This window comes from Advenella mandrilli, assembly GCF_016595155.1.
GTDB classification, from domain to species: domain Bacteria; phylum Pseudomonadota; class Gammaproteobacteria; order Burkholderiales; family Burkholderiaceae_B; genus Advenella; species Advenella mandrilli.
In genome coordinates this window covers 1-26,070 of the sequence record NZ_JAENGP010000012.1, presented here as the reverse complement: position 1 = coordinate 26,070, position 26,070 = coordinate 1, and the positions used below count along the sequence as shown (strand labels likewise).

At 48.6% G+C, this 26,070-nt stretch carries 21 protein-coding genes and 2 pseudogenes; 11 read left to right on the top strand and 12 right to left on the bottom strand.

From position 1 onward, the window contains the following. Positions 1-3 precede the first annotated feature (3 nt). Both JHL22_RS10945 and tviB read left to right on the top strand, forming a co-directional pair. Positions 4-2,142, top strand: a pseudogene (locus JHL22_RS10945) (polysaccharide biosynthesis protein). A gap of 39 nt (positions 2,143-2,181) precedes the next feature. Next, the gene (gene tviB, locus JHL22_RS10940) at positions 2,182-3,456 is read left to right on the top strand and encodes a Vi polysaccharide biosynthesis UDP-N-acetylglucosamine C-6 dehydrogenase TviB (RefSeq protein ID WP_200237231.1); all 1,275 of its coding nucleotides are present in this window, start codon (positions 2,182-2,184) and stop codon (positions 3,454-3,456) included. A gap of 236 nt (positions 3,457-3,692) precedes the next feature. Here the strand turns inward: tviB and JHL22_RS10935 are convergent, their stop codons facing one another. The 3 genes from JHL22_RS10935 to JHL22_RS10925 form a co-directional block, all read right to left on the bottom strand. Continuing rightward, a complete protein-coding gene (locus JHL22_RS10935; RefSeq protein ID WP_200237229.1) occupies positions 3,693-5,075 on the bottom strand; it encodes a hypothetical protein in 1,383 nt (460 codons plus the stop codon). Between the two features lie 410 nt (positions 5,076-5,485). After that, on the bottom strand, positions 5,486-6,031 hold the full coding sequence (locus tag JHL22_RS10930; RefSeq protein WP_200237227.1) for a hypothetical protein: 546 nt from the start codon (positions 6,029-6,031) through the stop codon (positions 5,486-5,488). 153 nt (positions 6,032-6,184) lie between these two features. Then, positions 6,185-6,628, bottom strand: coding sequence for an IS4/Tn5 family transposase DNA-binding protein (locus JHL22_RS10925; protein ID WP_200237224.1), 444 nt, complete (start codon positions 6,626-6,628; stop codon positions 6,185-6,187). A 110-nt stretch (positions 6,629-6,738) separates the two neighbouring features. Here JHL22_RS10925 and JHL22_RS10920 point away from each other — a divergent pair, with 110 nt between their 5' ends. From JHL22_RS10920 to JHL22_RS10900, 5 genes are all read left to right on the top strand, one after another. After that, positions 6,739-6,981 carry a JAB domain-containing protein gene (locus tag JHL22_RS10920; RefSeq protein ID WP_200237221.1) on the top strand — a complete coding sequence of 81 codons (243 nt, stop codon included), beginning with the start codon at positions 6,739-6,741 and terminating at the stop codon, positions 6,979-6,981. Between the two features lie 82 nt (positions 6,982-7,063). After that, positions 7,064-7,534, top strand: a complete 471-nt coding sequence (locus JHL22_RS10915) for a TIR domain-containing protein (RefSeq protein ID WP_200237218.1) — start codon at positions 7,064-7,066, stop codon at positions 7,532-7,534. Then, positions 7,525-8,154 carry an Nmad2 family putative nucleotide modification protein gene (locus JHL22_RS10910; RefSeq protein ID WP_329610666.1) on the top strand — a complete coding sequence of 210 codons (630 nt, stop codon included), beginning with the start codon at positions 7,525-7,527 and terminating at the stop codon, positions 8,152-8,154. The genes JHL22_RS10915 and JHL22_RS10910 overlap by 10 nt, the downstream gene beginning before the upstream one ends. Before the next feature lie 3 nt (positions 8,155-8,157). Further along, positions 8,158-9,294, top strand: a complete 1,137-nt coding sequence (locus JHL22_RS10905) for a nucleoside triphosphate pyrophosphohydrolase family protein (RefSeq protein ID WP_200237215.1) — start codon at positions 8,158-8,160, stop codon at positions 9,292-9,294. Beyond that, complete coding sequence (locus JHL22_RS10900) at positions 9,291-9,953, top strand: uracil-DNA glycosylase (protein ID WP_200237212.1); 663 nt, start codon at positions 9,291-9,293, stop codon at positions 9,951-9,953. The genes JHL22_RS10905 and JHL22_RS10900 overlap by 4 nt, the downstream gene beginning before the upstream one ends. A gap of 27 nt (positions 9,954-9,980) precedes the next feature. Here JHL22_RS10900 and thcA read toward each other — a convergent pair whose 3' ends face one another. The 3 genes from thcA to JHL22_RS10885 form a co-directional block, all read right to left on the bottom strand. Further along, entirely contained in the window at positions 9,981-10,559 is a 579-nt protein-coding gene (thcA, locus tag JHL22_RS10895) for a Thoeris type III anti-phage system protein ThcA (protein WP_200237209.1), read from the bottom strand. Positions 10,560-10,561: 2 nt separating this feature from the next. Continuing rightward, a complete protein-coding gene (gene thcB4 / locus JHL22_RS10890; RefSeq protein WP_200237206.1) occupies positions 10,562-11,704 on the bottom strand; it encodes a Thoeris type III anti-phage system protein ThcB4 in 1,143 nt (380 codons plus the stop codon). A 79-nt stretch (positions 11,705-11,783) separates the two neighbouring features. Next, a complete protein-coding gene (locus JHL22_RS10885) occupies positions 11,784-13,403 on the bottom strand; it encodes a CBASS cGAMP-activated phospholipase (RefSeq protein WP_200237203.1) in 1,620 nt (539 codons plus the stop codon). A gap of 340 nt (positions 13,404-13,743) precedes the next feature. Here JHL22_RS10885 and JHL22_RS10880 point away from each other — a divergent pair, with 340 nt between their 5' ends. The 3 genes from JHL22_RS10880 (at position 13,744) to JHL22_RS10870 (ending at position 15,143) form a co-directional block, all read left to right on the top strand. Beyond that, entirely contained in the window at positions 13,744-14,361 is a 618-nt protein-coding gene (locus JHL22_RS10880) for a nucleotidyltransferase domain-containing protein (RefSeq protein WP_200237201.1), read from the top strand. A gap of 75 nt (positions 14,362-14,436) precedes the next feature. Then, on the top strand, positions 14,437-14,856 hold the full coding sequence (locus JHL22_RS10875; RefSeq protein WP_329610665.1) for a transcriptional regulator: 420 nt from the start codon (positions 14,437-14,439) through the stop codon (positions 14,854-14,856). Beyond that, complete coding sequence (locus tag JHL22_RS10870; protein WP_200237199.1) at positions 14,853-15,143, top strand: helix-turn-helix domain-containing protein; 291 nt, start codon at positions 14,853-14,855, stop codon at positions 15,141-15,143. The genes JHL22_RS10875 and JHL22_RS10870 overlap by 4 nt, the downstream gene beginning before the upstream one ends. Before the next feature lie 522 nt (positions 15,144-15,665). On the opposite strand, the pseudogene JHL22_RS10865 reads toward JHL22_RS10870, so the two are convergent. From JHL22_RS10865 to JHL22_RS10840, 6 genes and pseudogenes are all read right to left on the bottom strand, one after another. Next, positions 15,666-15,890 (bottom strand): annotated as a pseudogene (locus tag JHL22_RS10865) (transposase domain-containing protein); the annotation flags it as partial. Positions 15,891-15,922: 32 nt separating this feature from the next. Next, the gene (locus JHL22_RS10860; protein ID WP_200237196.1) at positions 15,923-16,930 is read right to left on the bottom strand and encodes a Bug family tripartite tricarboxylate transporter substrate binding protein; all 1,008 of its coding nucleotides are present in this window, start codon (positions 16,928-16,930) and stop codon (positions 15,923-15,925) included. Positions 16,931-16,978: 48 nt separating this feature from the next. Then, on the bottom strand, positions 16,979-19,432 hold the full coding sequence (locus tag JHL22_RS10855) for a CaiB/BaiF CoA-transferase family protein (RefSeq protein ID WP_200237193.1): 2,454 nt from the start codon (positions 19,430-19,432) through the stop codon (positions 16,979-16,981). A gap of 30 nt (positions 19,433-19,462) precedes the next feature. Further along, positions 19,463-22,780 carry an acetyl-CoA carboxylase family protein gene (locus JHL22_RS10850; RefSeq protein ID WP_200237191.1) on the bottom strand — a complete coding sequence of 1,106 codons (3,318 nt, stop codon included), beginning with the start codon at positions 22,778-22,780 and terminating at the stop codon, positions 19,463-19,465. A gap of 84 nt (positions 22,781-22,864) precedes the next feature. Continuing rightward, positions 22,865-23,275, bottom strand: a complete 411-nt coding sequence (locus JHL22_RS10845; protein WP_200237189.1) for a PaaI family thioesterase — start codon at positions 23,273-23,275, stop codon at positions 22,865-22,867. Positions 23,276-23,346: 71 nt separating this feature from the next. Next, positions 23,347-24,345, bottom strand: a complete 999-nt coding sequence (locus JHL22_RS10840) for a Bug family tripartite tricarboxylate transporter substrate binding protein (RefSeq protein ID WP_200237186.1) — start codon at positions 24,343-24,345, stop codon at positions 23,347-23,349. Between the two features lie 221 nt (positions 24,346-24,566). Here JHL22_RS10840 and JHL22_RS10835 point away from each other — a divergent pair, with 221 nt between their 5' ends. Further along, on the top strand, positions 24,567-25,502 hold the full coding sequence (locus JHL22_RS10835) for a LysR family transcriptional regulator (RefSeq protein WP_200237183.1): 936 nt from the start codon (positions 24,567-24,569) through the stop codon (positions 25,500-25,502). The last annotated feature ends 568 nt before the right edge of the window (positions 25,503-26,070 follow it).

Here is a 26,070-nt window from a genome sequence, read left to right as displayed (position 1 = left end):
GGAATGACTTTTGTACCTAAAGGATTGTTGTCAAAATTGAACCTGCGCGATCGCTTGCTTGGCTTGAATCGCACCCGTAAACGCTTGTTGCAGCTTGCTGCCGATGTTGCCATTATATGGCTGGCATTATGGCTGGCGTTCTATCTGCGCCTGGACCATACCGCGTTTATCGAACCCTTTAGCGGCCATGCCTGGCTGTTTATGATGGCACCCCTGGTTTCCCTGCCGGTTTTTATTACCAAAGGTTTTTACCGGGCGGTAATGCGTTTTGTGGGGTATCAGGCAAGCGTAGCCATTTTTGAAGGGGTGACCATTGCCACTATTATGCTTGGCATTGTGATTTACATTGGCCCCAATACCCCAGCCGTACCACGTGCCGTTATTTTCATTTACTGGTTGCTCATGCTGGTCATGATGGGTGGTTTGCGTATGTTAATGCGCAGTTACTTTAATTGCGGCACTCTTCGTTTATCTCAATTTATTCCTTTTTATAACGGGCATCACGTTGATAAAGACGATAAGCGCAAAAAGGTCTTGATTTACGGCGCCGGTCATTCAGGCAACCAGTTGCTAACGGCTATTCGCATGGGTTCTGAAATGCGGGTGGTCGGTTTTATTGATGACAACCCCGACCTGGTTGGTCGTGTGATTGCGGGCGTTCCCATTTTTGACCCTAGCAATTTAGGTGGGGTTATTATTGCCACGGAAGCCCAAAAAGTGCTGCTGGCCATTCCTTCGGCCACCCGTTCCCGCCGCCTGCAAATTATTAATGCCTTGGCCCCGTACAAGGTTCTGGTACGCACCGTACCCGGCATGATGGATCTGGTCAGCGGCAAGATCAAGGTTCAGGATTTGCGCGAAGTGGATATTGCCGACTTGCTGGGTCGAGATCCGGTTGCCCCCAATATGGCCTTGTTTGAGCAATGCGTTAAGCAGCAGGTGGTCATGGTAACCGGTGCCGGCGGTTCAATTGGTTCAGAACTGTGCCGCCAGATTGTACATTTGCAACCTAAAGTTCTTATTTTATTTGAACACTCTGAGTTTGCGCTTTACGATATTCACCGTGAAATAAGTCTTTTTGTGCGTAATAAACAGCTTGATCTGCAGGTAGTACCCATACTGGGTTCCATTCGCAACCAGAGCCGCCTGTTTGACGTGATGAGCGGCTGGAAGGTGGACACGGTTTACCACGCTGCAGCTTACAAGCATGTGCCTATGGTGGAACATAATATTGCCGAAGGTGTGCGTAATAATATTTTTGGTACGCTGTATACCGCACAATCCGCAATTCGCGCACATGTAAAGAACTTTGTGCTGATTTCCACCGACAAGGCCGTACGCCCCACCAATATTATGGGCAGTACCAAACGCATGGCCGAGCTGGTACTGCAGGCACTTGCCCGTGAATCTACCCCTGTGCTGTTTGGCGCAGAAGAACACGGACGCTTCTCCAACCAGACCCGTTTCACCATGGTTCGTTTTGGTAATGTGCTGGGGTCTTCAGGCTCGGTTATTCCCCTGTTCCGCAAACAAATCAATGCCGGTGGCCCCCTTACCGTAACCCACCCTGACATTACCCGTTATTTCATGACCATACCTGAAGCCGCCCAGCTGGTGATTCAGGCCGGTTCCATGGGTAAAGGCGGTGATGTATTTGTGCTGGACATGGGTGAGCCTGTAAAAATTATTGACCTCGCCAAGAAGATGATTCAGCTTTCCGGCCTAACCGTCAAGTCTAAAGAGAACCCGGCGGGTGATATTTAAATTAAATTTTCAGGGTTAAGGCCAGGCGAGAAACTTTATGAAGAGCTGTTAATTGGCAGCAATGTGAGTAAAACAGAGCACCCCATGATTCAGCGAGCCAATGAATTGCATACCGAGTGGGAAGTCTTGAAGCAGCATCTGCTTACCCTGGATGATTCCATTCGTGCTTATGATTACCAGAAAGTACGCGATGTGTTTCATTTACTGGTTGAAGGGTTTAAACCGGATGAGCATATTGTGGATTGGGTGCATAAGCAGCAAGCGGAGCTGAGGGAAAATGTGCAGTTGCCGGAGTATGTGTCTGGGCCAGCTTATCAACTTAAGTCACTACAAGTAGATAATAAAAAAGTGAACAAACCGCTAAAAATCTCTGCGTAAAAAACTCATTACATTATTTAATTCCTTTGAGAAAAATTCATGCAAGTTGAAGATATTAAAGTAGCGTTGATTGGCTTAGGCTATGTTGGTTTGCCCCTGGCGGTGGAGTTTGGCAAAAAACGTCCGGTACTGGGGTTTGATATCAATCAGAAACGTATCGCCGAGTTGCAGGGGGGGCAAGACCACACCCTGGAAGTCAGTGATGAAGAGTTGGCCGAAGCAAGTCATTTAAGCTTCAGCGCCGATCCGGCCGAACTGGCCAAAGCCAATACGTTCATTGTGACGGTACCCACCCCCATTGATGAGTACAAGCGACCCGACCTTACACCGCTAGTCAAGGCCAGCGAAACCATTGGCAAAATCCTGAAAAAAGGCGATATTGTCATTTATGAATCTACGGTGTACCCGGGTGCCACCGAAGAAGATTGTGTGCCTGTCCTGGAAAAATTTTCAGGTCTGAAATATAACGTGGATTTTTTCGCTGGCTATAGCCCCGAACGTATCAACCCGGGTGACAAGGCGCATCGTGTTTCCACGATTAAAAAAGTAACCTCTGGCTCAACCCCTGAAATTGCCGAGGTGGTTGATGCCCTGTACCGGGAAATCATTGTAGCCGGTACGCACAAGGCGGCCAGTATCCGGGTGGCCGAAGCCGCCAAGGTGATTGAAAATACCCAGCGCGATGTGAATATTGCCTTAATCAATGAACTGGCCCTGATTTTCAATAAAATGGGTATTGATACACAGGCCGTGCTGGAAGCGGCCGGTACCAAATGGAATTTCCTGCCCTTCCGCCCGGGTCTGGTCGGCGGTCACTGCATTGGGGTGGATCCTTATTATCTTACCCACAAGGCACAGTCTCTTGGTTACCATCCGGAAATCATCCTGGCCGGCCGTCGCCTGAACGATTCAATGGGTACCTATGTAGTGGCAGAACTGGTGAAAGCCATGACCAAGAAAGATATTCAGGTGCAGGGTGCCAAAGTGCTGGTGATGGGGCTGACCTTCAAGGAAAACTGCCCCGACCTGCGCAATACCCGGGTGGTGGATATTCTGAAAGAACTTGACGAATACAGTATGGATGTCGATGTGTATGATCCGTGGGTGGATGCGCAAGAGGCGCAGCATGAGTATGGGGTGACGCCTGTTAAAGAAGTAGCACCGGGTGTTTATGATGCGATTGTGCTGGCGGTGTCACATCAACAGTTTGTAGAAATGGGCGCACAGGGCATTCGTGCCTTGGGTAAACCTGAGCATGTGTTGTATGATTTGAAGTATGTGTTGAGTGCTGATGAAGCGGATGTGAGGCTTTGAGGTGATTTAAGCGTAAGGTACACGGCTAGGGTTATATTTTTACGTCCGCTATTGCGGACGTTTTTGATAGTCGAATTACAGTTGGTCTTTTGATTTTTATGAGTGATGCACTGTAATCATCCGTTAAACCTTACGCACCGATAAAATTGGAAATTTTGCATCAGAGGTTCCATAGACAATAGATCGCAGATGTGCGTTCTCGTCCTGTAGTTCAGGTCGTGTTCAGAGTCGCTAGTCTATTCCTGCCAGTGCGGTCCTTGGCGGTTATGGGCTCCTGATGGCAAGACTAAGAAACTGCTGTCTAAGGGTCGGGCTTGGGTAGGTCGAATCGCGCACCATTGTGCGGTTTCATCGAAGGCCCAGCATTCATGCGGCGGACTTTCCGGTACGAGATAGTGACAATAGATGTACTCAAGCTGTTTGTCACCCGGATTGAACTGCTGTGCCGTGGCTACGATCTTTTCATAGCGCAGGCGCTCGACCTTGTCACCCTCGACCGCCTCAAAGCCGATGTGGACTATGCTAGGTCGCCCTTCGGGTAATTGTGCGTTCGCCTCTGACAGTTTTTTACGAATGTCGCGAGCTTTTCCATTTAGAGCATCATCGCTCTGGCTTTCCCAATTCAATACCACCGCCATATCACACGCCTCGACATAGCGTGGATTGCTACCAGGTGTCTTCCGCAATAAAGTCTTGTAGTTGGCATTGCGGACATAGCTTCCCGTCAGTAATTCCAACATTCGGTGGCTACTGCCGAGCACCCGATCGGTGGATAGCACGCTTTGCAGTGGATGCAAATCTAGCATGGCAATACTGCCAACTGCAGTTTCGTCGCTCCACACCATCTCCTTTTTTCCAGACCTCAACCACTTATGGACTATTGTTTTTAAGTAGTCAAGAGGAATTGACTTGAGTTCGACTCGGAAATTGACTTTGCAGAGGGTACTGCATTCGATCTCTGACAAGTGCGCAGCACAGTCGGACCAAAGCAGATCAATTTGCCGCCGTTCGTTTTCACTGTACTCCCCGACCTCCATGCGTTTGCATTCCACCACCCAAGTGCGACCATGAAGCGTGATATTCATGTCGTGGGTTTTAGCTTGACCCGGTTTTTCCTCAACAAAGGCGACGTTAGCTCCGGCTCGCAAGTAGCTGGCAGCTACAAGCAGTTCGAAAAGCCCCCCATTCGGTTGTCCGCGCTCCTTGCCAACCATGCGTTGAATGCGTGGCGTAAGGCCATCGACCTGTTGTAGTAGCTCCAGATCACGCCCGATAGCTTGGAAAACTGGAATAACTCTTGAACCGAAGACATAATCATAGTTGCCGATATGATCAAGCAGCGCCTCTGCCAGAAACAGGTACCAGCCGAAGCCGTCCTTGGAATCGAAGAAACGGCCATCTTCAGAGCCTATACCCATTGCACTTAAATACAGTCGACGGGCAGCCTGCTCACGGCGCTGTTTCCATTGCTGAATGGGAATGAAACTCTTAAACCAATCCACGGCTCGGCGCAATTCGAGATTGTCTGGCCATTCATCTGGACGAGGATCAGGTGGATCGAAAAAATCCGGTGAGAATTGGAGTTGCTCCGCAATACACTCGGCATGTAGATGGTTCATAATCAAACTTTTAATTTACTAATTAAAAAACTGCTTTTGGCCGATTTCAGTCACCCGACAGTCATCGGCTATTCCCATCGAATATATCAAAAATCAACAAGACAGTGTGTAAGTGTCCGCCCATCCTTGCAATTACCCATAAGTTATTGAATCGCCATTAAATTAAATCCCATTTGTATATCGAAGAGCCTTGTCAACCCACGCCACATCACGGTATTGCCAGGTGGCGGATCACTGGCCCTTGCCAGATAACCGCCCAGCTTAGCTATTTGTAATAGGCATTCCGACAATGTGGCCGGCCTATCACTCATCGTTTTCTTTCTGATCATGTGCTGTAAAAGTTCGATTTCATTTGAAGTCAGGGCGGTTCGTGCAGAACAATTTTTACAGATCCGATTTAACATCGTCATTCAGAAGATACGCCAACTGACAATGCAGAATATGGCAATAATGTTGGTCAGGCGTTGTGCTGTTCTAAGCTTTGAATCTTCGACCCTACAGCCGGATTTCAAAATTTTATGGAAGAGTTCAATTTTCCAGCGCATTGCATACCAATCCAACTTTTCAACCGCCTCCTTACGCGAACGCACCGGCAGATCCGTGATTAATTTCCATTCCAGTTTTTTACGATTTGCAGGAGCATTAACTTCGTTTGCATGCAACACCGTGAGCTCAAGCGATGGATAGCACTTTTGCTTTCCAATGGGAGGTAAAACCGTAATGCGTCGATACTTGATTGCCAGCTTGGCCTGGGTGACTTTGTCGTTTTTATCGCGCAATGTTACCCGATGAAATCCCTTGCCCAGAGTGTCTTGCATCTCTTGGGCGATGGTGTGCCCGCCGTCACCCGCTAACCGATCTACGCTGGTACGAATGAGGAAATGGGTATCATACGTTTTTGCAATGCAGAACAGCTCGTAGATATCACTACTGTACACATTGTTCAGGATAGGCAAGTAAAGACGTGGACTCCCTCAGATTTTCCAGCCAACAAAACCTTTCTTTCTGCTCAATCGGGATGCGTGTCGGATTGATCTTTTTGGATAACGCCTTTGATCCTTTAAATTTTTTACGTGTCCAAAATTTAACCGCTACCAGGCTGGAATGCATCAACAGTCCACAGACGGTATGCACAGCGCGGCTACTGTATTTATGAGTCCCCCTTTTATTACATTCGTTACGCCAATTAAGTCGAACGGCTCCCGTTTATACGTAAACTCTGTCGTGTCGTGCAAAATCAGAATCGGTGAATTTATGTCTGCTTCTGTTTCGTTAACCCTCTGCTTAGTCGACCGATAATGACTAGTTAAAATATCGGCTTCCGTCACCTTATCATTTGATAAAAATCGATAGGCCGCTTTCGTGTTGGCCCAATTCTGACATGCATAGGGCAGGCTACTGCCAACGCCGCTCCATAGTTGATTCACCAGGCGTTCAAGGCGTTTATCTAACCGCTTATCGCCAAATTGACTGGCAACCAATTCTTTACTTATCCAGTCACGGGCTGATTTATTGATAGCTTTCGATGAAACAATTCTTGTTGCGGTCGACATGAGCCGTCTCCCAATAGATATAAATCACTTTAACTATACGACATATCATTATGAATTTTTGGGTAATTACAAGTCGCCCAATACCGTATTGACAGGTACTGGATTAAGCAGTGGTTTTTACAGCTACACTTGCCAAGGCAATTGAAGTCTTGGCGGTGCTGTTGCTAGATATACGCCACCTGCTGATCGAATTTGCCGAAATGTTCCGGGGCCCCATCGACAGTACATCGGTGTATCCGCATGAAGTGGTCAAGGATGCGCTTGCACTGGTGGAAGTGAGTAAGCTGGATCTCGTCATTGTGGCAGGTATGGATACAGTATCGTTTGCTGAGCAAGGCTTGCCGTTAATTTGAGGCTTCGCCCCCTTTCTTTGACAAAATCTACAAATTTAAGTTACAATATTTTACGTATTCAACATATCGATGGAGGTAACTGATGGCAGAGAAAAGGAACGTCTTTATTAGTCATGTCCATAAAGACGATCATGGACTACAAAAGTTCAAAGATTTACTGGCTCCGAAAGGGCTGGATGTCAGGGACTCCTCCATCCACACAGGAAAGTTTAATAAAGCCACAGATGAGCACTACATCAAGACGCAGATCTTGGCCCCAGCAATAAACTGGGCAGGCGTATTTATTTGCTACGTCTCACCCCAGACGAAGGATAGCGACTGGGTGAACTGGGAAATTGAATATGCAGCCAAGCAAGGCAAGCGTATTGTTGGAGTCTGGGAGCATGGTGAGAAGGAATGCGAAATTCCCGAGGCACTGAGAGAGTATGCCGATGCCTTGGTTGGCTGGAATGGCGACTCAATCATTGATGCCATCAACGGAAAAGATACATGGGAAAAACCCGATGGTGGCGCCTGTGATCCAGTTCTACTGACAAGGCATCCATGCAAATGACACGTATCCACTCTTACGTGGTGCGATACGACAGTGGCTTCGCACCAAATCCATTTTATGGATATTGCACACTGGCGACCTGTAAGCCGCCAATACGCAATAGTGCCGTCATTGGTGATTGGGTAGTCGGTAGTGGCAGCAACGATAGGAGCATTAAACGAGGCGGATTTCTAGTCTATGCAATGCGGATCACGGAAGTAATGAGATTTGATGAATATGATGCAGATCCGCGATTTGAACCAAAAAAACCGTATCGCAATGGTAGTCGGAAGCACAGCTGTGGGGACAATATTTACTTCCAAACAGCACCAGACGCTGCTTGGCAGCAGCGTGATTCCTTTCACTCTCTCCCCAGTGGGGCGCTGAACCCAGAGCATGTTAGTCGTGACACGGCCGTAAATAGGGTCCTTATCAGCAATGACTTTGTGTACTTCGGAGGTGAGGGTCCTGAGTTCCCAGACGAACTAAAAGACCAAAACGGCCGAAGCCTATGCAAAACAGGTAGAGGTTGGAATGTTTTCAAAGATCCAGAACTGACCAAGAATTTGGAAAAATGGGTTCGCAGCCTTGGGAAGGGATATCAGGGTGCCCCATTTGAATGGCTAACACTTCGGAGGTGAGCGATGCACAAGGAAGGTTCTCTGCTGCTTTCAGATTACGCTTCGGAAATTAAGGCTACGGATGTACTTAGCCCAACCGATTTCAATCCTGTCCTTCAAGGGCTCTATGGGGAAGTCGGCGGAATAATGACTACCGCCAAAAAGCATGTTCGTGAAAAATCTGCTTACCCAGGCTTCAGAAAGGCAGCGGAAGAAGAGTTTGGTGATACCCTTTGGTACTTGGCAGCAATCTGCCGACGAATGCAAGTACCTCTTGAAGAAGTGTTTGCCGAAGCCGCGAATCACGGAAATTTTAAGAATGTAGGTGCAGCAAGCGACATCGAAAATGGCGCGTTGGCCTACATCGCCATGCCCGTGGCAGAGTCAGCGCCGTTGGACGTTGCCTTGGTATGCTTGGGTCAAGCCGCCGCAGCTTTGCTAGGTGGTCCTCCTACGCGCGATGACATAGTAAAATTTGCGCGAGCCTATCTCGACGCCATCCATGCGTCAAAGTTGACATTTTCGAACGTGGCGCGAGGAAACCTTCAGAAAGCCAGGGGGGCTTTCTTAGAACCACTGCCGGCCGATCTTGTTGGTCTTGATTTCGATAGCGAATTTGGAAGTGAAGAGCAGCTTCCGAGGGAATTCAAGATCCGAGTGAATCAGCGTCGCAGCGGAAGAAGCTATCTTCAATGGAATGGTGTGTTCATAGGAGATCCCCTGACTGACAACATCGCGGATCGAGATGGATATCGGTTCCATGACGTGTTCCATTTTTCATATGCGGCCATATTGCATTGGTCGCCCGTTATACGGGCACTGATTAAACATAAGCGAAAGAGTCAGTCCAAATATGATGAAGAACAGGATAGTGGTCGGGCAATCGTCGTTGAGGAAGGGCTTACGGCTTGGATTTTCTCCAGGGCTAAAGAGTTGAACTTCTTCGAGAAACAAGAAAAAGTTTCTCTCGGAATTCTTAAAACTATTAATGATTTTGTAAGCGGCTACGAAGTTGAAAAGTGTCCACTAAAGCTCTGGGAAAGAGCGATTTTGGATGGATACGCTGTGTTTCGGGAAATCAAGAAGAACCAAGGCGGCTGGATTATTGGGAACCGAGAAAAACGCACTTTGCAATATATGCCCCTTGAGTCTGAAAAATGAAACTTCACCCTTTTGTTAAAGCCGTCTCTTCGCTGCAATTCGAGAATTGCTTCAATCCGTATTCTGATCGCTGTGAAGTTCATGATCGTCGAGATGCGCCGCGCCGCCGAGCCGCCGCACTTTCCGCACTATTGCATTGCGCTACAGAGGAGCCTGTCGATGCAATTTGGATTGGTCGAGACTTAGGGTATCGCGGAGGCCGTCGTACCGGGCTAGCCCTGACTGACGATGTTCACATGCATCAACATGCCAAGCGCTGGAATGTGGATTTGGGCCCAGAGCTGCCGACAATCGGCAGTGCTGTAGCCGAAAGAACTGCTGCTGTCATATGGGGAATGTTGGAGCACATTGATGCTCGCATCTTTCTATGGAATGTTTTCCCACTTCATCCTCATGAATCAGGAGACCCATTTACCAACCGGCAACACAATGCCCGTGAAAGGCGAGCCGGTGAAGAACTGCTGCAGCAGCTTATTATCCTGCTCCGTCCCTCTCGCATCGTTGCCATCGGCAACGATGCTACCGCAGCCGCCCATCGAATCACAGATAACGTGCCCGTCATCTGCGTGAGGCATCCGAGCTATGGTGGACAGACACAGTTTCAAGCGCAAATCTCTGAATTGTATGCGCATCCCATGAGCACTGGATCGTTATTCTAACGAAACGCTTTTTCTTTTAGCGAGTGGCTAGCCGCCTGTAGTTTCAGTCAAATGAAGATGAAAAAGACGCGCGAAGTCCACGTCCGCAAGTTTTTCATCAGGGAGATAACTGTGCTCCTTGGCGAGATTTAGGGCGGCACCTCCTGGCGCGGGCACCGGCAGCACTTTAGACGCCGGATGGAATCGTCTAAAAATTTCATGCTCGACTTCAACCCCTTCCATGCCACCAATAAAGACAGCTGCAACCAAGTCCTCACGAGAAAGCATTTTTTCGCGCATGAGTAACAAGCTTGCATCCCTATCATTAGGTACTGCTTCGGTGAAGACAACATTTTTAAAGAGCTTGTTTTCTTCTGGATAACGATCCTGAAAAAATTTACTCTGATACAGCACTACGGATTGAGCGTAATCCACACCCAAGTCTTCGCAAATGCTCCAGATCATAGGCGTAATAGCTGGATGTCCGCCCCACACAATCTTGTGCTGACGAATAACCGCCATGATCAGCTCCCGAACTGCGCATTGAATGAGAAATGGGTTGGCTGTTTCGTGATATGTGCCTCGACTAACAAGCGGCACGCTTGCGGAGAGAAAAATGGCGCTCATGCTTAGATCTCCCAATCCGCAAACTGCCAACCAGCCTCACTGGCCTTGACCCATCGTGCGGAGTGAATGTGTTGCCCTAACCAATCCAAATGTCCCAGCCAGCGAGGATGCAGACCGACGTGATCGTAAACAACCGCCACTGATTGGTCGGGTGAATTGCTGGACGCATCGTGCAGCGTTGTCGATGTAGGAACGCCAACCGTCGGGTAAACGACTACGTTTTGGCCATCAGGCAATTGGATATGAACGGCCTTGTTGGCCCCTACGCCGATAACCTGACCACCGATAGTTTCGATCGCATTCCTTATATTACTTACGAGATTGACCGAGCGAACTGCATGGCTTTGGCTACGCACTTCCTCAAGTTGCAGACAGATGCGTTCCACAGCTTCTTCAGAGATTTGTCCAGTCGCCGGATCAACTTCTTCGGGTAACAACTCCGCTCGACTAGCTGTTGCCGTACGGGTAGAAGGAGTAGCGTCTGGCCAGCCTACCCGCAAAACGCTGATGCCTTTTGCAAGAGCCCGCCCGAACTCTGCGCTAGTCCATCGACTTTCAAAGTATCCTGGTGTATCAAGCATCAAGAGAACATCGGAATCGCAAAGACGATGCCACAGCATTGTCTGGAAATCCTCCGCAGGAGGAATGCCGTGTGTATCCAAGAATACATCGAAAAGCCTTGCAGAAAGAGCGTCAAACAATTGCAAAGCTGCCTCCCGCGCTTCACCTCGGCGATAACTTAAGAATACCCGACGCTGCCGAGGCAATAATCCTGCGCATTCCAGCAATGCAGTTGCAACGCGTTGTGCGCCACCTGCTGAATACGGTAGGCAGTTGAGCGGCTGCAACATTGCAGGGATTTCTACATTGACTCTAGCAACATCCGACGCCACCGGAAGCAACGGAATGCCTCGCTCTAACAGCTTTGTAATATTGGCAAGGGGTGCGCTCTCACCGCCGAAGAAAACGGCGGCAGCTGATCTTTGTTGCTGCGGCTCGAATGATTCGGGGCAGATATTCCATTCAACTTCATGCCCAAGCCGAAGATTGAACATGCTTACGGCGTGATCCACGATACTCTCAAGATCAGAAATTTGGGCGGGACTTGGCTTTCCAAGTATTGCAAGTTGATATAAGAAAGACATATTCACCTTATTTTCTTAAATCCGATGAGCTGATTAAAAAATTTCACGATATGAGCGTCCGTATTTCATGTTCGTGAAGCTAATATTTTTCCCACTCTGGAGCCAACAGCCCATCCAAGAATCTAGAACGAACGTGAACAAAAGAGTCTTTGCCTATTTCATTCCCTCGCGCAGCCATTTCTTCAATAGCTTCCGCATCATCAAGCTTAATTTCAACTGGAGTTTGCTGATTAATCCGAAGATGGCGAGTTGGGCCTAAAAATCCTTCGGCCAACACTAATGCCCCATGCTCTTGGGCAGCAAAGAAGAGATCAGCACTATTGGGGGCCCAACCAGCCTTGCCCTTCCCAAGTGACTCGGTGAAATCGCTTTCACTACTCATGGTGCCGACACTTAATACGTCTATTCGATCTAGTGGTATCTTTAGATAACGAACGGCTTCTGCCAGTGCGGGGAGAATTGGATTATTCGCCCAAACCCCTCCGTCGAGAAAAGATTCAGGTGCAACTGGGCCATCCCATATGGACTCATCAAAATATGTAGGGGCAGCTGAAGATGCAAGAGCAGCTTCAACTGCTGAAATATCGCGAAATGCTGTCCTATCTGGACTATGGGCTGTGACAATAGCTTCAGCTTGCCCATGTTTTGCTCTTACTGTAGGAATAACAAGCCTACAGCAGGATGATTCCGTTATTTTTCTGTCACCGTACACTTTGTATAGCAAATCTCGGAGGGTGGACGACTCGTGCTTGGATTTCAGCCAATGCCGAAGTTTTCTATCTTTAGGAAAAATCAATGGCCCTTGTGTTTGATAGAATTCCAATATATCACGTGGAGCTATTCCAAGAGAGAGTCCAATGGCGAGTATCGCACCTGTCGATGTGCCAGCCACCAAATCAAAATGCGATATTAAATTGTTTCCGCCACCGCTTTTGAGCATGTCATCCCATTTTGCCAAAACGGCGGCAGTGAACGTACCTCGCAATCCCCCTCCATCAAGAGCAAGAATTCGGAAATTTCTTCCTCGCGAAACACTGCGTAGCACGAGCGGTAGAAGTTTTAGCTGATTGACTATGGCGTCTACAATGCGCTCAACAGATGTATCATTTGCAATTTCTCGGTTCGCATTTTCAGATAATCCATTTTGCAATCTTGAGAGCAAGCTCGGGTTATCCTTTAGATAACCCGCTATTGCTCCCCCAAACCCCCCAACAATGAACCCCGGCTTTCCGCGTTCCAGCATCACATCAAGTTCAGTGGGGACTCCTGATTTCACTTTGTTTATGTCCCACCATTTACCTCCAACACAGATAACTGCATCCGATCGCTCGGCCATCCAATCTCGCATCGGGGTTAAATCACCATTGTTTCCCCCATCAGGTTCTGCCGGCACTATTTGCACTGCTGCGAACTGGCGTTGATTTTCTACTTCTGCGATTTGCTCATCTGTTTCGGCAAATTTTTGAGCACGAACCAACGTTAAGGCACCTAGCTCGCCTCCCGCTTGAAGAAATGTTCTCGCAGCATCCTCTAATGGTTTAGACAAGGATGGGTGACTTCCATGAATCACTGAGCCCCCCTCGCTAAATATTCTCAAGGCAAGCGTCTTTACAAAGACACATATTTCTTCATGTCGGCCATCGAGGGCAGAGCCTGACAGGTGAACTCGCACCCCTGCAAGAGGTTGTCTTGTAATCATATTTTAAACCTGCTTGACTAAGGTGGTCGTACTACGAGTAATTTCCTCGAATTTCAATGGTTTCTTCAATCCAGTCTCCTAGGTTTTCCTTGGTATGGCTATACACATTGGTACTGGTGGAGTATGGGAGATTATAAATTTTCATAATCTTATCTATGAAGACTATAGCGGTCAAGTAATTCAGACACTGCTATAGTTTTTTACTGCAGTATGTAATTCATAATATACGGACGTTTGGAACCTATTGTCGTTTTTCTACGAGGAAATTCAAGACTACAATGGGCGAAGTATTACCCTTTAAGCCGTAACGTACAATTACTTCTTGCCAATCATACCCAATATGGGTTTGAAAATTAATTCACAATCATCGCATACGAGCTTTTCCGACGATCTATTCTCCGGTACCAAACAAAGGGTACTGGGGGTTTTATTTGGTCAACCCAATCGTAGCTTTTACTCTAACGAATTAATCAATTTGGCTTCCAGCGGTTCAGGTGCCGTTCAACGAGAATTAGCCTCATTGGCAAATAGTGGCCTGATTACGGTAAAAATGGTTGGCAATCAAAAACACTACCAAGCGAACCATGACTCCCCCATCTTTGAAGAACTATGTTCAATCGTTCAAAAAACCATTGGCTTGGCTGACCCACTTCGTAATGCCCTTCAACCCTTGGCTGCTCAAATAATCGCTGCCTTTGTTTATGGTTCTGTTGCCAAAAAAACTGATACCGCCAACAGTGATATTGACTTAATGCTAATCAGCAACGAAATCAGCTACGGCACACTTTTTTCTTTATTGGAAGAAACCAGCCAGTTGCTTGGGCGCCCGATAAACCCTACTATTCTAAGTAAGGAAGAATTCCATAAACGCCTTCAAGATCAAGAGTCTTTCTTAACACGAATACTGGAACAGCCAAAAATCTGGATTATAGGGGAAAGCAGTGACCTCGGCATTTGAGAACCTGTCAGGCCCAGGCAAGCCCCGAAGTTTTGTGTGAGTGGGTTTATTGTAAAATTCTCGTATTTTTAGAGCTTGCGAAAAGATACTCAATGTGCAAGCGTTGTGCCGTTGACAGGCCTTCAGGTGAGTTCTCTTAAAAAAATTGAAAAACATACGTCATTGACGTATAATAAAACCATGATTTACACTGTTTACGAAACTTCCATATTTATAAAAACAATAGCTGACATATGGTCCGATGATGAGCGGCATGAGTTTATCAAGTGGATTGCCTGTAACCCCGAAGCGGGCGATGTCATACCAGGTTCAGGTGGTTTGCGTAAGGTACGCTGGGGCAAACAAGGTATTGGTAAACGAGGGGGTGTGCGAATCATCTATTTCAATACGCTCTCTGTCGGTGAAATATCCTTGCTGATAGCATATACAAAAGCGAAATTCGATAATCTTTCTACCGAGTTTTTGCTTAACCTGAAAAATGAGGTGTCAAAATGAATGATAAAGAAATGAAACAGTTTGAAGATGAGCTTCTTCAATCCGTGCGAGAAATGAAAAACCGGCAGTTTGCAAGGGCAAGCAAGGTCAATGTAACCGAAATGGCAAAAACCCGTATTAATGCCGGCTTCTCCCAGGACTCTTTCGCTAAACTGATGGGGGTTTCCGTGCGTACCCTGCAAGAATGGGAGCAAGGTAGACGCAACCCCAGTGGTGCTGCACAAACGCTACTGAAGATCGCTGGCCGGCACCCTGAAGTGTTGCGTGAGCTGAATGAGGTTGTTTAATGCAGTTTTAGTGCATCACAGGCTATAGTTTAAAATTGGAAGTGTAAAAATACCAATTACCATGATAATTAGTGATATACCGAGTTTTTTCTGATTTGGTGAGCTAAAAAGCCCCCATAGTTCTATGAAAATTAAGCTGAACATAAACAGCGAAATTATGTGGATTTTCATTTTATTTCCTTTCAAAAACCAACGAATCGTTGGCAAAAAAAGGATAACAAACTTTTTAAAAATCTATGGTATGGCTTTTTGCCATTTTTTGGCACACACTAGTATTGTGAACACCTGTACATATTAAATTCAGCAAAAATTACTTTCTCAAAAGCGTTTTACTTAACTTCTTTTGATAGTAGTCTGAGATATGTTTCTTTTTCTGCCTTAAGGCATCTATTTCTAATCTCGTCAAAGTCCCTGAAGCCAATAAGGTAGTTCGCCTCATTTGCTGTAAGGGCTTTTGTTTGGTAAGCGTTCGGGCATCCCACATTGATTTGGCCGCGTAAGCGGCCAATATCATTTCAAGCGCTAGTTTGCAGGCGCCCAATTGTGCGGTAGCAGCTCGTCAATCCGGTTATTCGGATGTGTCGGCAGACGGGTGAGTACGTCCTTCAGATAGGCATACGGATCATGCCCATTCATCTTTGCCGATTGGATGAGGCTCATGGCGGAGGCAGCACGCCGACCGGCGCGCTGCGAACCAGCAAATAACCAATTTTTGCGACCTAAGGCTACGGGCCGAATCTGGTTTTCAGTTTGTTAAGTCAGATTGAGATTAGCGCACATTAATCGAGAATAATGTTCTCTCTCTTGATGACTTCAGCCAACTGCTTGGTCTCGCTCGCAATACGCGCGGCGAAATCCTTCGGATTCGTCATGACAATGGTTCCTTGCGCACTCAGTAACGTATTCGCTGCCGGCACAGACATAGCCTGCTTGGAGTACTCGTACAACTTTTCAATGATGTCCGGTGGGGTTCCGGCAGGTGCCAACAGACCCAACCAAAACGTCATATCAATATCCGGAAAGCCCGCTTCAGCCATCGTAGGAACATCGGGCATCTGGGGAATCCGTTCCTTCGGAGTTACCGCAAGAGCCTTGAGCTTTCCAGAGCGAATTTGCGGAACGCTGGCCAACGTGTCGAACGAAGTATTCACCTCGCCTGACATTACTGCCATACTCGCCTGCGATGCTGCCTTGTACGGGACATGCGAGGCCTTGAACTCCCCGTCATTGCTCAACATAACATACGCCAAGTGCGCGAGATTCCCTACACCGCCAGACCCGTAACTAAGCTCAGAAGGATGGCTCTTGGCAAATGCAACCAAGTCCTTCACCGAGTTGATGGAATGCTTCTCTGCCCACTCAGGATTTACATTCAGGATGAACGGTGCATCCAGCACCAGCGAGATCGGGGCAAAATCCGTCGATTTGTACGGCGAATTTTTGTAAATTAAGGGATTACCGGTAATGCTGCTGCTGTTGGTAGCCAACAGGGTATAACCGTCTGGTGCCGAACGAGCAACTGAAGTTGCACCAATGGAACCATTGGCGCCACCTTTGTTTTCCACAATCACCGACTGCCCCAGAGACTTGGAAAGATTATCGGCAAGCAGGCGAGCCATCGCATCGGTAATGGATCCCGCCGGAAATGGAACAATGATTCGAATCATCTTGGCTGGCCACTTTTTGTCCTGCGCAAAAGCAATGGTAGAACCCAACCCAAACGCGGAAGCTCCCGCAACGCTTGTGGCTGCGGCTAGAAAATTCCTACGCGAGCTAAACATAGTCATGTTATGTCTCCAAAAAAATCAATGAATAAAAAACGCTTTGCGCGACCTCTAAGTTATTTTCTTGCTTGCTGCGGTCCCAGTGATTCCGCAATCCTCAAGTGCTTGCTGCTGTTCCTGAGTCATTCCAAGCACCCAAGAGAAGACTTCGCGGCTATGCTCACCTAGCGTAGGCGCCGGACGTACGACCTCGGTTGGTGCGACTGTCTCTCTGAACCAAGGTGTCGTAGTCAGATACTCACCAAGATATGCACGAGGGATCTTTTTGAAGAAGCCTCTATCGTTAAAGTGTGGATCGTCCAAAACACGCCAGACTGGCTTTACCACGCCTGCACCAATGCCGGCCATTTGCAGTTCACGCATCGCGCTGTCTGCAGATCTTTGTTTGCACCATGTGCTTATATGAACATCTATCTGCTGCCGCTGCAAACGGCGGCCCTCAACCTGGTTCAATGACAAGTCGGTGCCGAGGTGGTGAGCATCAATCACGTTGACCAAGGTCTTCCACTGTGTTTCGTTACTGACGCTCAGAACCACCCACTCATCATTGCCCGCACATTGATAAACACCATGCGGAGAAAAGATGGGGTGCACGTTACCGTTTCGCGGGGTAGTTTTCCCGCAAACGGATTGCTCTAAGATGAATGGGGCGGCCATTGGAAGCATGCATTCAACTTGCGAGAGATTGACGTGTCTTCCTTTCCCTGTACGCGCTTGTACAAGTAGCGATAGGAGGGCTGCCGCGCCACCATTCCATCCACCAATAGGATCGCCATACGCATAGGAAGTAAGTGATGGCGGATTCTGCGGAAATCCGGTGTGATGCGGTAAACCGCTAGCCTGCTCAAGCGTGCCGCCATAAGCCCGGGTAGTGCTCCACTCGTTGCCCCCGCCAAACGCGGGCATGGACACCATCACCAGCCGATCATTCACCTTGGACAACGCAGCGTAATCCAGGCCCAACTTGGGAAGCACCTCAGTTGAATAGTTTTCGATGACGATATCGGCAGTTTTAACCAAATCGAGTAAAACTGCACGCCCCTCCTGACGAGTCAAATCCAGGGTAATGCCAAGCTTGTTTCGGTTCATCAAAGCAAAATTCGAATTTTTCTCGTACAGCCGCTCGTTGTAAAACTCTTCGGTGTAATGAGTTCCTCTCCACCAGTCAGGGTACTGAGTCCCTTCGACTTTGATGACTTCGGCGCCAAAATCTGCAAGAGTTCGCGCCGCCAAGGGTCCCGCCCACCCCATGGTCAAATCAATCACGCGTATTTTCCGTAGCGGCGGCACACCCACTTTCGCACGAATACGGTGTACTCTCGAAGCCAGCGCTTCGTCGGTGCGATAGAACTGGTTGTCTGCCCCCTTGATCGGCGCAGCACCGCCTGGCAACGGTCCTGCATCCCCAAGCGGAAACGGAACGATCACACCTTCAAACTGGCTAGCCCCGGACTTCACAGGAACAAATGCTCCCCGATCACGATGAACCTGCTGCTGAAGCAATTCATCCATTGTCGGCACGACTACAGCCGGGAATTTGGCCTTACCCAGTTCCTCAAACCATTCCTTGGCAGTCTTGGTAAGCAATGCTGGAATCAAGAATTTGTCAATTTCGTCAGCATGCTTTATGCGTGTCGGCCCACTCATGAATCGCGGGTCCAGGGCATGTTCTGGATATCCTACCGCTGAACACAATGCAGCCCACTGCGGACCTGTGTGCGCGAAAATACCAATCCAGCCTTCTTTGGTTTTATAGATACCGCCGGGGTGCGTCGTGCAAAACCGGTTGACGCCCAATCGGGCCTTGAGGTGACGCCCGTCTTGCACCATGCCGGCCTCCATCTCTACAACAGAGAAGGCAATTTCATGAATGCTGAGCACATATCGGCGACTTCCATCAGACTCCCCCAGCAAAGCTGAAATCGCGCTTGAGAAAGCACCAATTCCTGCAACAATTCCCGTTTGCACGTCATGCGGCAGATGGGGTGGACCTTCGACCGCACCGCTACCGTAAACAGCACCGGCCAAGGCGCGACAAACCGCGGCCGTTCCCACGAATTTGCTGTACGGACCACTTTCACCAAACCAGGTCAAATACACCGCAATTGGGACGTTTTCGCTGTTGGCTGTTTTACTTTCGCCATAAACAGGGTGCTTCAGAACCTCGATGCCTTCACTTAGCGCTCTGGCATCGAGAACCACGTCACAGGTTTTTGCCAGTCGCGACAACCATATGTGTTCCTTGAAACGTTTACCATCCAATGTGACATTGCGTTTATTTGTATTGAGCCAGGCGTTCAGTGCACTTTGCGATTCGTGACCTGAACTCGTCAGCAGCGGGGGAACCGTCCGAAGCTCGTCTCCGTCGGAATCCTCCACCTTGATGACCTCAGCACCAAAGTCAGCGAAGAGCTTTCCCGCATAAGCCAATGCAGCTCCATTACCTATTTCCAAGACGCGCAGTCCAGCAAGAGCGAGCTGGCTGTTAGGTTCGTGCTTAATCACAGTCTGTTTCCTCTATTTGTGTTGCCGTGCTTACCATGTATCAATAAAAGAGCGACGGGGACGACTAGCGCGTAACGACGCTGAAGCGATGCCTTGACGAATCCATGTCCGCGTTTCAGCCGGGTCGATGACTGCATCAATTTCAGTCGTGGACGCGACGTTTATGGCATGACCACGTTCATATGCACGTGCCACCAGCTGGTCATAAAGTGCTTTCCGTTCTGGTCCATCCGGTACGTTATCGAGTTCCTTTTTGAAGCCCAATCGAATCGAGCCTTCCAACCCCATCGGACCAAACTCCCCTGTTGGCCAAGACACCGAGCAACTTGCAGAACGAAATCCTCCGCCTGCCATTGCCATAGCACCCAGGCCATAGCCTTTTCGCAGGGCAATTGCAAGTATTGCGACACGCAATTTAGCTGCAGTCACGAACATTCGGGATACATGACGCACTTGAGCCTTCGCCTCTTCGTCGGGGCCAACCATGAAGCCTGGCGTATCAATCAGCGAAATGATCGGCAGGCCATGCACGTCACAAAAATTCATGAACCGAGCCGCCTTGTCTGCGGCATCAGCGTCAATGGCACCACCCAGATGATGAGGGTTATTGGCGATGATGCCCACCGGCTGCCCTTCAACGCGCGCAAGCGCTGTATGCATGCCAAGTCCGAATCCCGAACGTAGCATCAATACGCTGCCCACATCGGCGATCCCTTCAATGACCTTGCGACTGTCGTAGACGCGTAAGCGATTTTCGGGGACCACATGTCGAAGTTCTAATGGATTGGGCGCAGACCAGTCTTTCGCTCTGCCCTGAAACATCGAAAGGTAATGCTTCGCGACTATAACGGCTTCAGCCTCATTCTCTACGAGAATGTCGATGACACCGTTCGCAAATTGCACGCTCGCAGGGCCAATCTCTTCTGGCTTGTATATTCCCAAACCACCGCCTTCAATCATTGCCGGACCGGCCATTCCTATATTGGAATTCTTGTCCGCAATGATGACGTCACATACGCCCAGAAATGCAGCATTGCCAGCAAAGCATCGGCCAGACACGATGCCTAACAGTGGAACTTCACCACTGAGCTCGGCTAACGCCGCAAATGAAGGCTGATACAACCCAGACACAAATGGGAAATCCACATCTCCAGGACGCCCCCCCCCGCCTTCTGCAAACAGCACGAACGGCATTTCATCGCGGCGCGCACGCTCAACCAAACGATCGGTCTTGATGTGATTTCGCTTGCCCTGTGTACCCGCCAGAACCGTTGCGTCATAGGCCATCACGGCACTTAACGACTGGTCATAACCGAACATGTCGCCGTTGATATTACCAATACCCGTAACGATACCGTCAGCCGGTGTGTTTACTATCAGATCCTCCTTCGTACGACGGCTGGCCTGTGCGGCAATGACCAATGCGCCGTATTCAACAAAGGAACCGCCATCACACAGATCAGCTATGTTTTCGCGGGCAGTTCGTTGCCCCCGCGCGCGCCGCTTAGCAACCGCGTCTGGGCGAGCGTCATCATACAGAATTGCATGGCGATCAAGTACTGCCTGCAAATCGGGGCGGATGGCCATCAAATCTATGGATTCAACAGCGACCTTTGCGTCTGTACCATCCAAATCCTGCTCCAGCACTACCAGGATATCGCCATCAACCGTCTGATTACCTTTATCTGCACGTACTTCAATGACTCGCCCGTTAAATTCAGCGATAACGGAGTGCTCCATCTTCATCGCTTCGATGACCGCAATGGGTTGACCTTTCAGAACCACATCGCCTATTTCAACCGAGATTTCAACAATGAGTCCACTCAAAGGCGCGCGAGAGGCAACGAGCCCCTCATCAAGCACTTCATGTATGACGTTTTTCGCGACAAGCGACGAGGCGGCTGTACGAGACGTTGCGTTAATGAGCTGATCCTTAGCATTTTGCTCATTCTCGATCTGAGATGCTGTAACCACCAACTCCTCAAGAATTGATTCGATATGACGGGTATGGTTCTTTTGATGGAGGAAATCATCACGATCGACAAGCGCTTTCAGTAAATAAATGTTCGTCGAAACGCCCACGACCCTGAACTCATCCAAACTGCGTCGCAAGCGCCTGACGACATTTGAAAAGTCATCGCTAGTGCTAGAAACAATCATCTTGGCCAAAAGCGTATCGAAAGCTGGTGGGGGACAATAACCACTATAGGCATGCGTATCCACTCGCACATCAGGGCCCGTAGGTGGATCAAAGCGTTCCAGACGACCGTATGCCGGTCGCGCCAAACCATTGGCATCCATGGACTCCGCCGTAACCCGCACTTGAATAGCATAGCCCTTCATCTGCGGAGGACTCACAGGATTCACGCCCAAAGCTTCAAGGCTCTTTCCTTGTGCGATGCCGATTTGCAGCGCCACCAGATCGAGCCCAAAAACTTGTTCGGTGATCGTATGTTCGACTTGAAGCCGAGGATTTGCCTCGATGAAAACAAAATCCGTTTGTACGCCATCTTCATCTTCTTCAACGAGGAATTCAAACGTACCAAGGCTACGATAGTTCACCTTCGATGCAAGCTTGCTTGCTGCAGCAAGAATCTCTGTACGCAATTCAGCCTTGAGGACAGGGCTAGGCGCAATTTCCACCACTTTTTGGAAGCGACGTTGCAACGTGCAATCCCGCTCACCCAGCGCAACGACATGTGAACCATCACCTACAATTTGCACCTCGATGTGACGCGCGCGGTTTACCAAGCGTTCTGCATATAGGGCATTCACCCCAAATGCGGACATCGCCTCAGATCGACAGCGAGCATAAAGTTCAGGGATTTCAGCCTTGGACTTTACGACACGCATGCCACGACCTCCGCCACCACCAACAGCCTTGATAACAATACCAACGCCGCCCTGCTCGTCGAAAAATTGCTCGATTTCCTCCAGTGTGGCTCCACCATGAGTGGCTGGCATCACAGGTACTCCGCACTCCCTTGCGAGCTTCAATGCGCTTCCCTTGTCCCCAAACAGGGCCAATTGTTTGACTTCGGGACCAATAAAGGTAATCCCTGCAGTAGCACATGCCTGAGCAAAATCCGGTCGTTCACTCAGAAAACCATAACCGGGGTGAATGGCATCGCAGCCTTCCTTTTTTGCGGCAGCGATAATGGCGTCTATATCGATATATGCCGCGGGACCTTCCCCATTCAATGCAATTGATGTGTCCGCCAAAATTCGATGTCGTGAGTTCGAATCATCGCTCGAATAAGCCGCTACACTGTGCATTCCTAGATCATGTATTGCGCGAAGAATGCGAACGGCAATTTCGCCACGATTTGCCACAAAAATTTTTTTCATGATTTCCTGATTTCCTGATTTCTTGTCTTAATAATTCTTTTACTTACCACTAAAGATTACACGTCTGGGCCTAAGAAAAACTTATCACTGAGTTCTCGGCACCAGTTTGAAGACAGCACGCGCAGCAGCCAAAACCACACCGTTTTCGTCTTGGACTTCACCCTCGCAAAATGCAATACTCTTGCCACGCCGTTTGCATGTGGCAATAATGTCTATGTTCGATTTGGCAGGCTCATAAAAATGAGTCGACATATCAATCGTTGCTGCTCCAACATTGAGTAAGTCGTGCGCTCGCGCCACAACGCTCAATGTGAAGTCCAGTGCACTCATCAATGCCCCCCCGTGAATGTCGCCTCGACTGTTGACGAGATCGCGCTTCAATTGCAAATGAGTATGGCAACAATCCCCTTCCAGGCTGATACTTTGGAGACCAATATGGTTCATGAATGGCACTTCAATTCCAAAGTGCTCCAATTGCAAGTCATCTACTTCCATGGATGAATCCTGATTTTTTACACTACTCAAACGTGAACTCTCTAACGTACATATAAACAATAAGCCAAAGATTATTGGGCAATGACGTGAGCGTCGTTCACGACCTGCTCCCACTTATCGAGCTCTGAATTAATAAATTCTGTTACCTGCTTCGGTGATAACTTCAAGGAAATGGAGTTGTTGTCAGACAACCATTTGATATTCTCCTCCTGCTCATTGCTCTGTTGCGCGATGTCGTTGAGCTTGGTAATTATTTCCGCAGGCAATCCGGGTGGCCCAAACAGTCCTACCCAAGCTTGGGATTCATAGCTGGGATATCCGGATTCAGCGATGGTAGGAATGCTCGGCAATGAAGGCAATTGCTGCTTTGATGTAACCGCCAATGCCTTGGCCTTTCCATTTTGAATAAATGCTGAAGCAGATGTCGCATCCAGGAATGCGGATGGAATCTGTGCGCCAATCAGGTCGGCTACAGCAGGTGCTGCGCCTTTATAGGGAATATGACGAAGGTTCGCACCAGTTACGAGTTTGAATTGTTCACCAGACAAATGGGCAGATCCACCAACGCCACTTGAACCAAAGGCGAGGCCTCCTTGCTGTTTATTCGCATAATCAACAAATTCTTTTACGTTATTGACAGGCGAATTGGCCGGCACCAACAGCACGTTTGGAGCAAGCGCCAAAATTGCTATATTTGAGAAATCTTTCTTTGGATCATAAGGAAGATTCGGTTGCAACGCCGGGTAGATAACGTGCTGCGTAGCCGTAACCAACAACGTGTATCCATCTGGTTTCTCCCTAGCAACCACCGCGCTACCAATTTGTCCACTTGCACCAGCTTTATTCTGAACGATCACACTCGTCTTCAGTGCCCTCCCCAGATCAAGTGCCAGGCGACGTGCAATCAAGTCCGTAAATCCACCAGGGGCGAACGGCACAATGATGTTGATGGGTTGCTCTTTTGGCCAATCCGCAGCAGAAGCACTATTTGAAAAGTACAACGCTGATGCAGCGATAAGCATCGGAAATACCGAAAACACTCGGCGGCTCAATTTGTAATTTGTTAGCATTTTGTCTCCGAAAATTTTGTCCTCTATCCATCGTTACACTTATTAATAACGGTGCTAGAGAATTTTTATTGAATGTGCTGTCAACGAAGAATGGTTTGTAATGCTCATGCTCTTGGTCTTCAGTGTTAGAATGGTAGCTTACGTACATTTGTGACACAATTCACATCTTTCTCTAATAGCTATAGCGATTCGGCATAGATCTCAATTGAGGTGAACCAACGATGGACTTAAGACAACTTCGGACCATCCTGGCTATTGCGGAAACAGGTAGTCTGACCAAGGCAGCCGAGCTTCTTCACATCGTTCAACCGGCGCTGTCCCGTCAATTGAAGCAACTGGAAGATGAGCTGGGTACCCCTCTGTTTGAGCGAAATCGCCTCGGAATGGTTCTAACAACGCCTGGCCGCCGCTTCGTTGACCAAGTCCGAATTTCATTAAAATTGCTTAACAAGGCCAAGGCTGACATCGGTGCGGCGGCCGCGAACCTAACCGGTTCTGTTGCCATAGGCATGTTGCCAGGCCTCGCTACTGTCTTGGCCGGACCACTGGTTACGTCTCTGCGCCGGCAATACCCAGACTTGAAAGTTCGAATCACCGCAGGCTTTTCGGATTTCCTGCAAGATGGCCTTGAAGATGGCAAGCTGGACATTTGCCTCATGGGCGACTACCTGCAATCCGAGATGCTCCTGACGTCACCTGTTTTTCGCGAACCAATTTACGTTGTCGGCCTGCCCGGTTGCGGGTTATCACAATCCCATCCGATCACCCTTGATGAAGTTGCCAAGAGGCCCATGGTGGTCCCGGAAGCGCAAAGTCTTCGCAACGTCATCGACCGTGCATGCACCATCATTGGGGTTAACTTGAATTTGGTGGCTGAATCAGACAGTACTGACGTCATTCTCGACCTCGTTGAACGCGGAGTGGGCTATACCATCCTGCCGGTAATGCCGATTACTCCTATGCTGAAGGCCAAGCGAATTGTCGGCGCGCCAATCATTAGCCCTCACCTTCACCGAACCGTGATTATTGGCAGCCCAGTAATCAATCGCAACCCGCATACGGTGAAAACACTTCAAAGCGAACTGATAAACTTGCTCCATCCACTCGTTAAGAAATTCAGTAGTGCTGGTGTGGAATGGCTTTATGAAATGTCATGAAGATGGGGCAGAGCGTACACTATGATCTGGCGGAACGGGCCACCTCTGGCAGGATAGTTGTCCCTCTACAATCTGACCGTTGCTGAACTAACTCTTCAGGAAGGCTTTTCTGAAGCGACCCTTAAAAATCAGCATATATCTACTGTGCAACCTGATAATCATCACTTTGCACAAGATGCAAAAATCCTCGCTGTATATCTACCACACGATATTTTCCATCATAATATTTAGCTGAAATTTCCTTACACTCGGAACGCCAGGCATTATAAGCAGCTACGTTGTTATTTGAAATGGAAATTTCTGTACGCCATTTTGAAATCCGCACCCTATTCAAAGATCTGTTTTTAATGCGATAGCATCACGTGTATTGCTGTCCTTATGGCTCACATAAAGTAATGCTCCGGCCAGTGCCGTCTAGAATTCTGTTTGAAATTCTAGCAGTATAGATGTCCATTTATTCAACTAGGTTTTGATGCGTTATGGATGTTTCTCTTTATTCGGTGCCGGTGGCCGAGCGACCCCGGCGTCGCTATTCAAACGAATACAAACGCCAGGTCGTAGAGGCTTC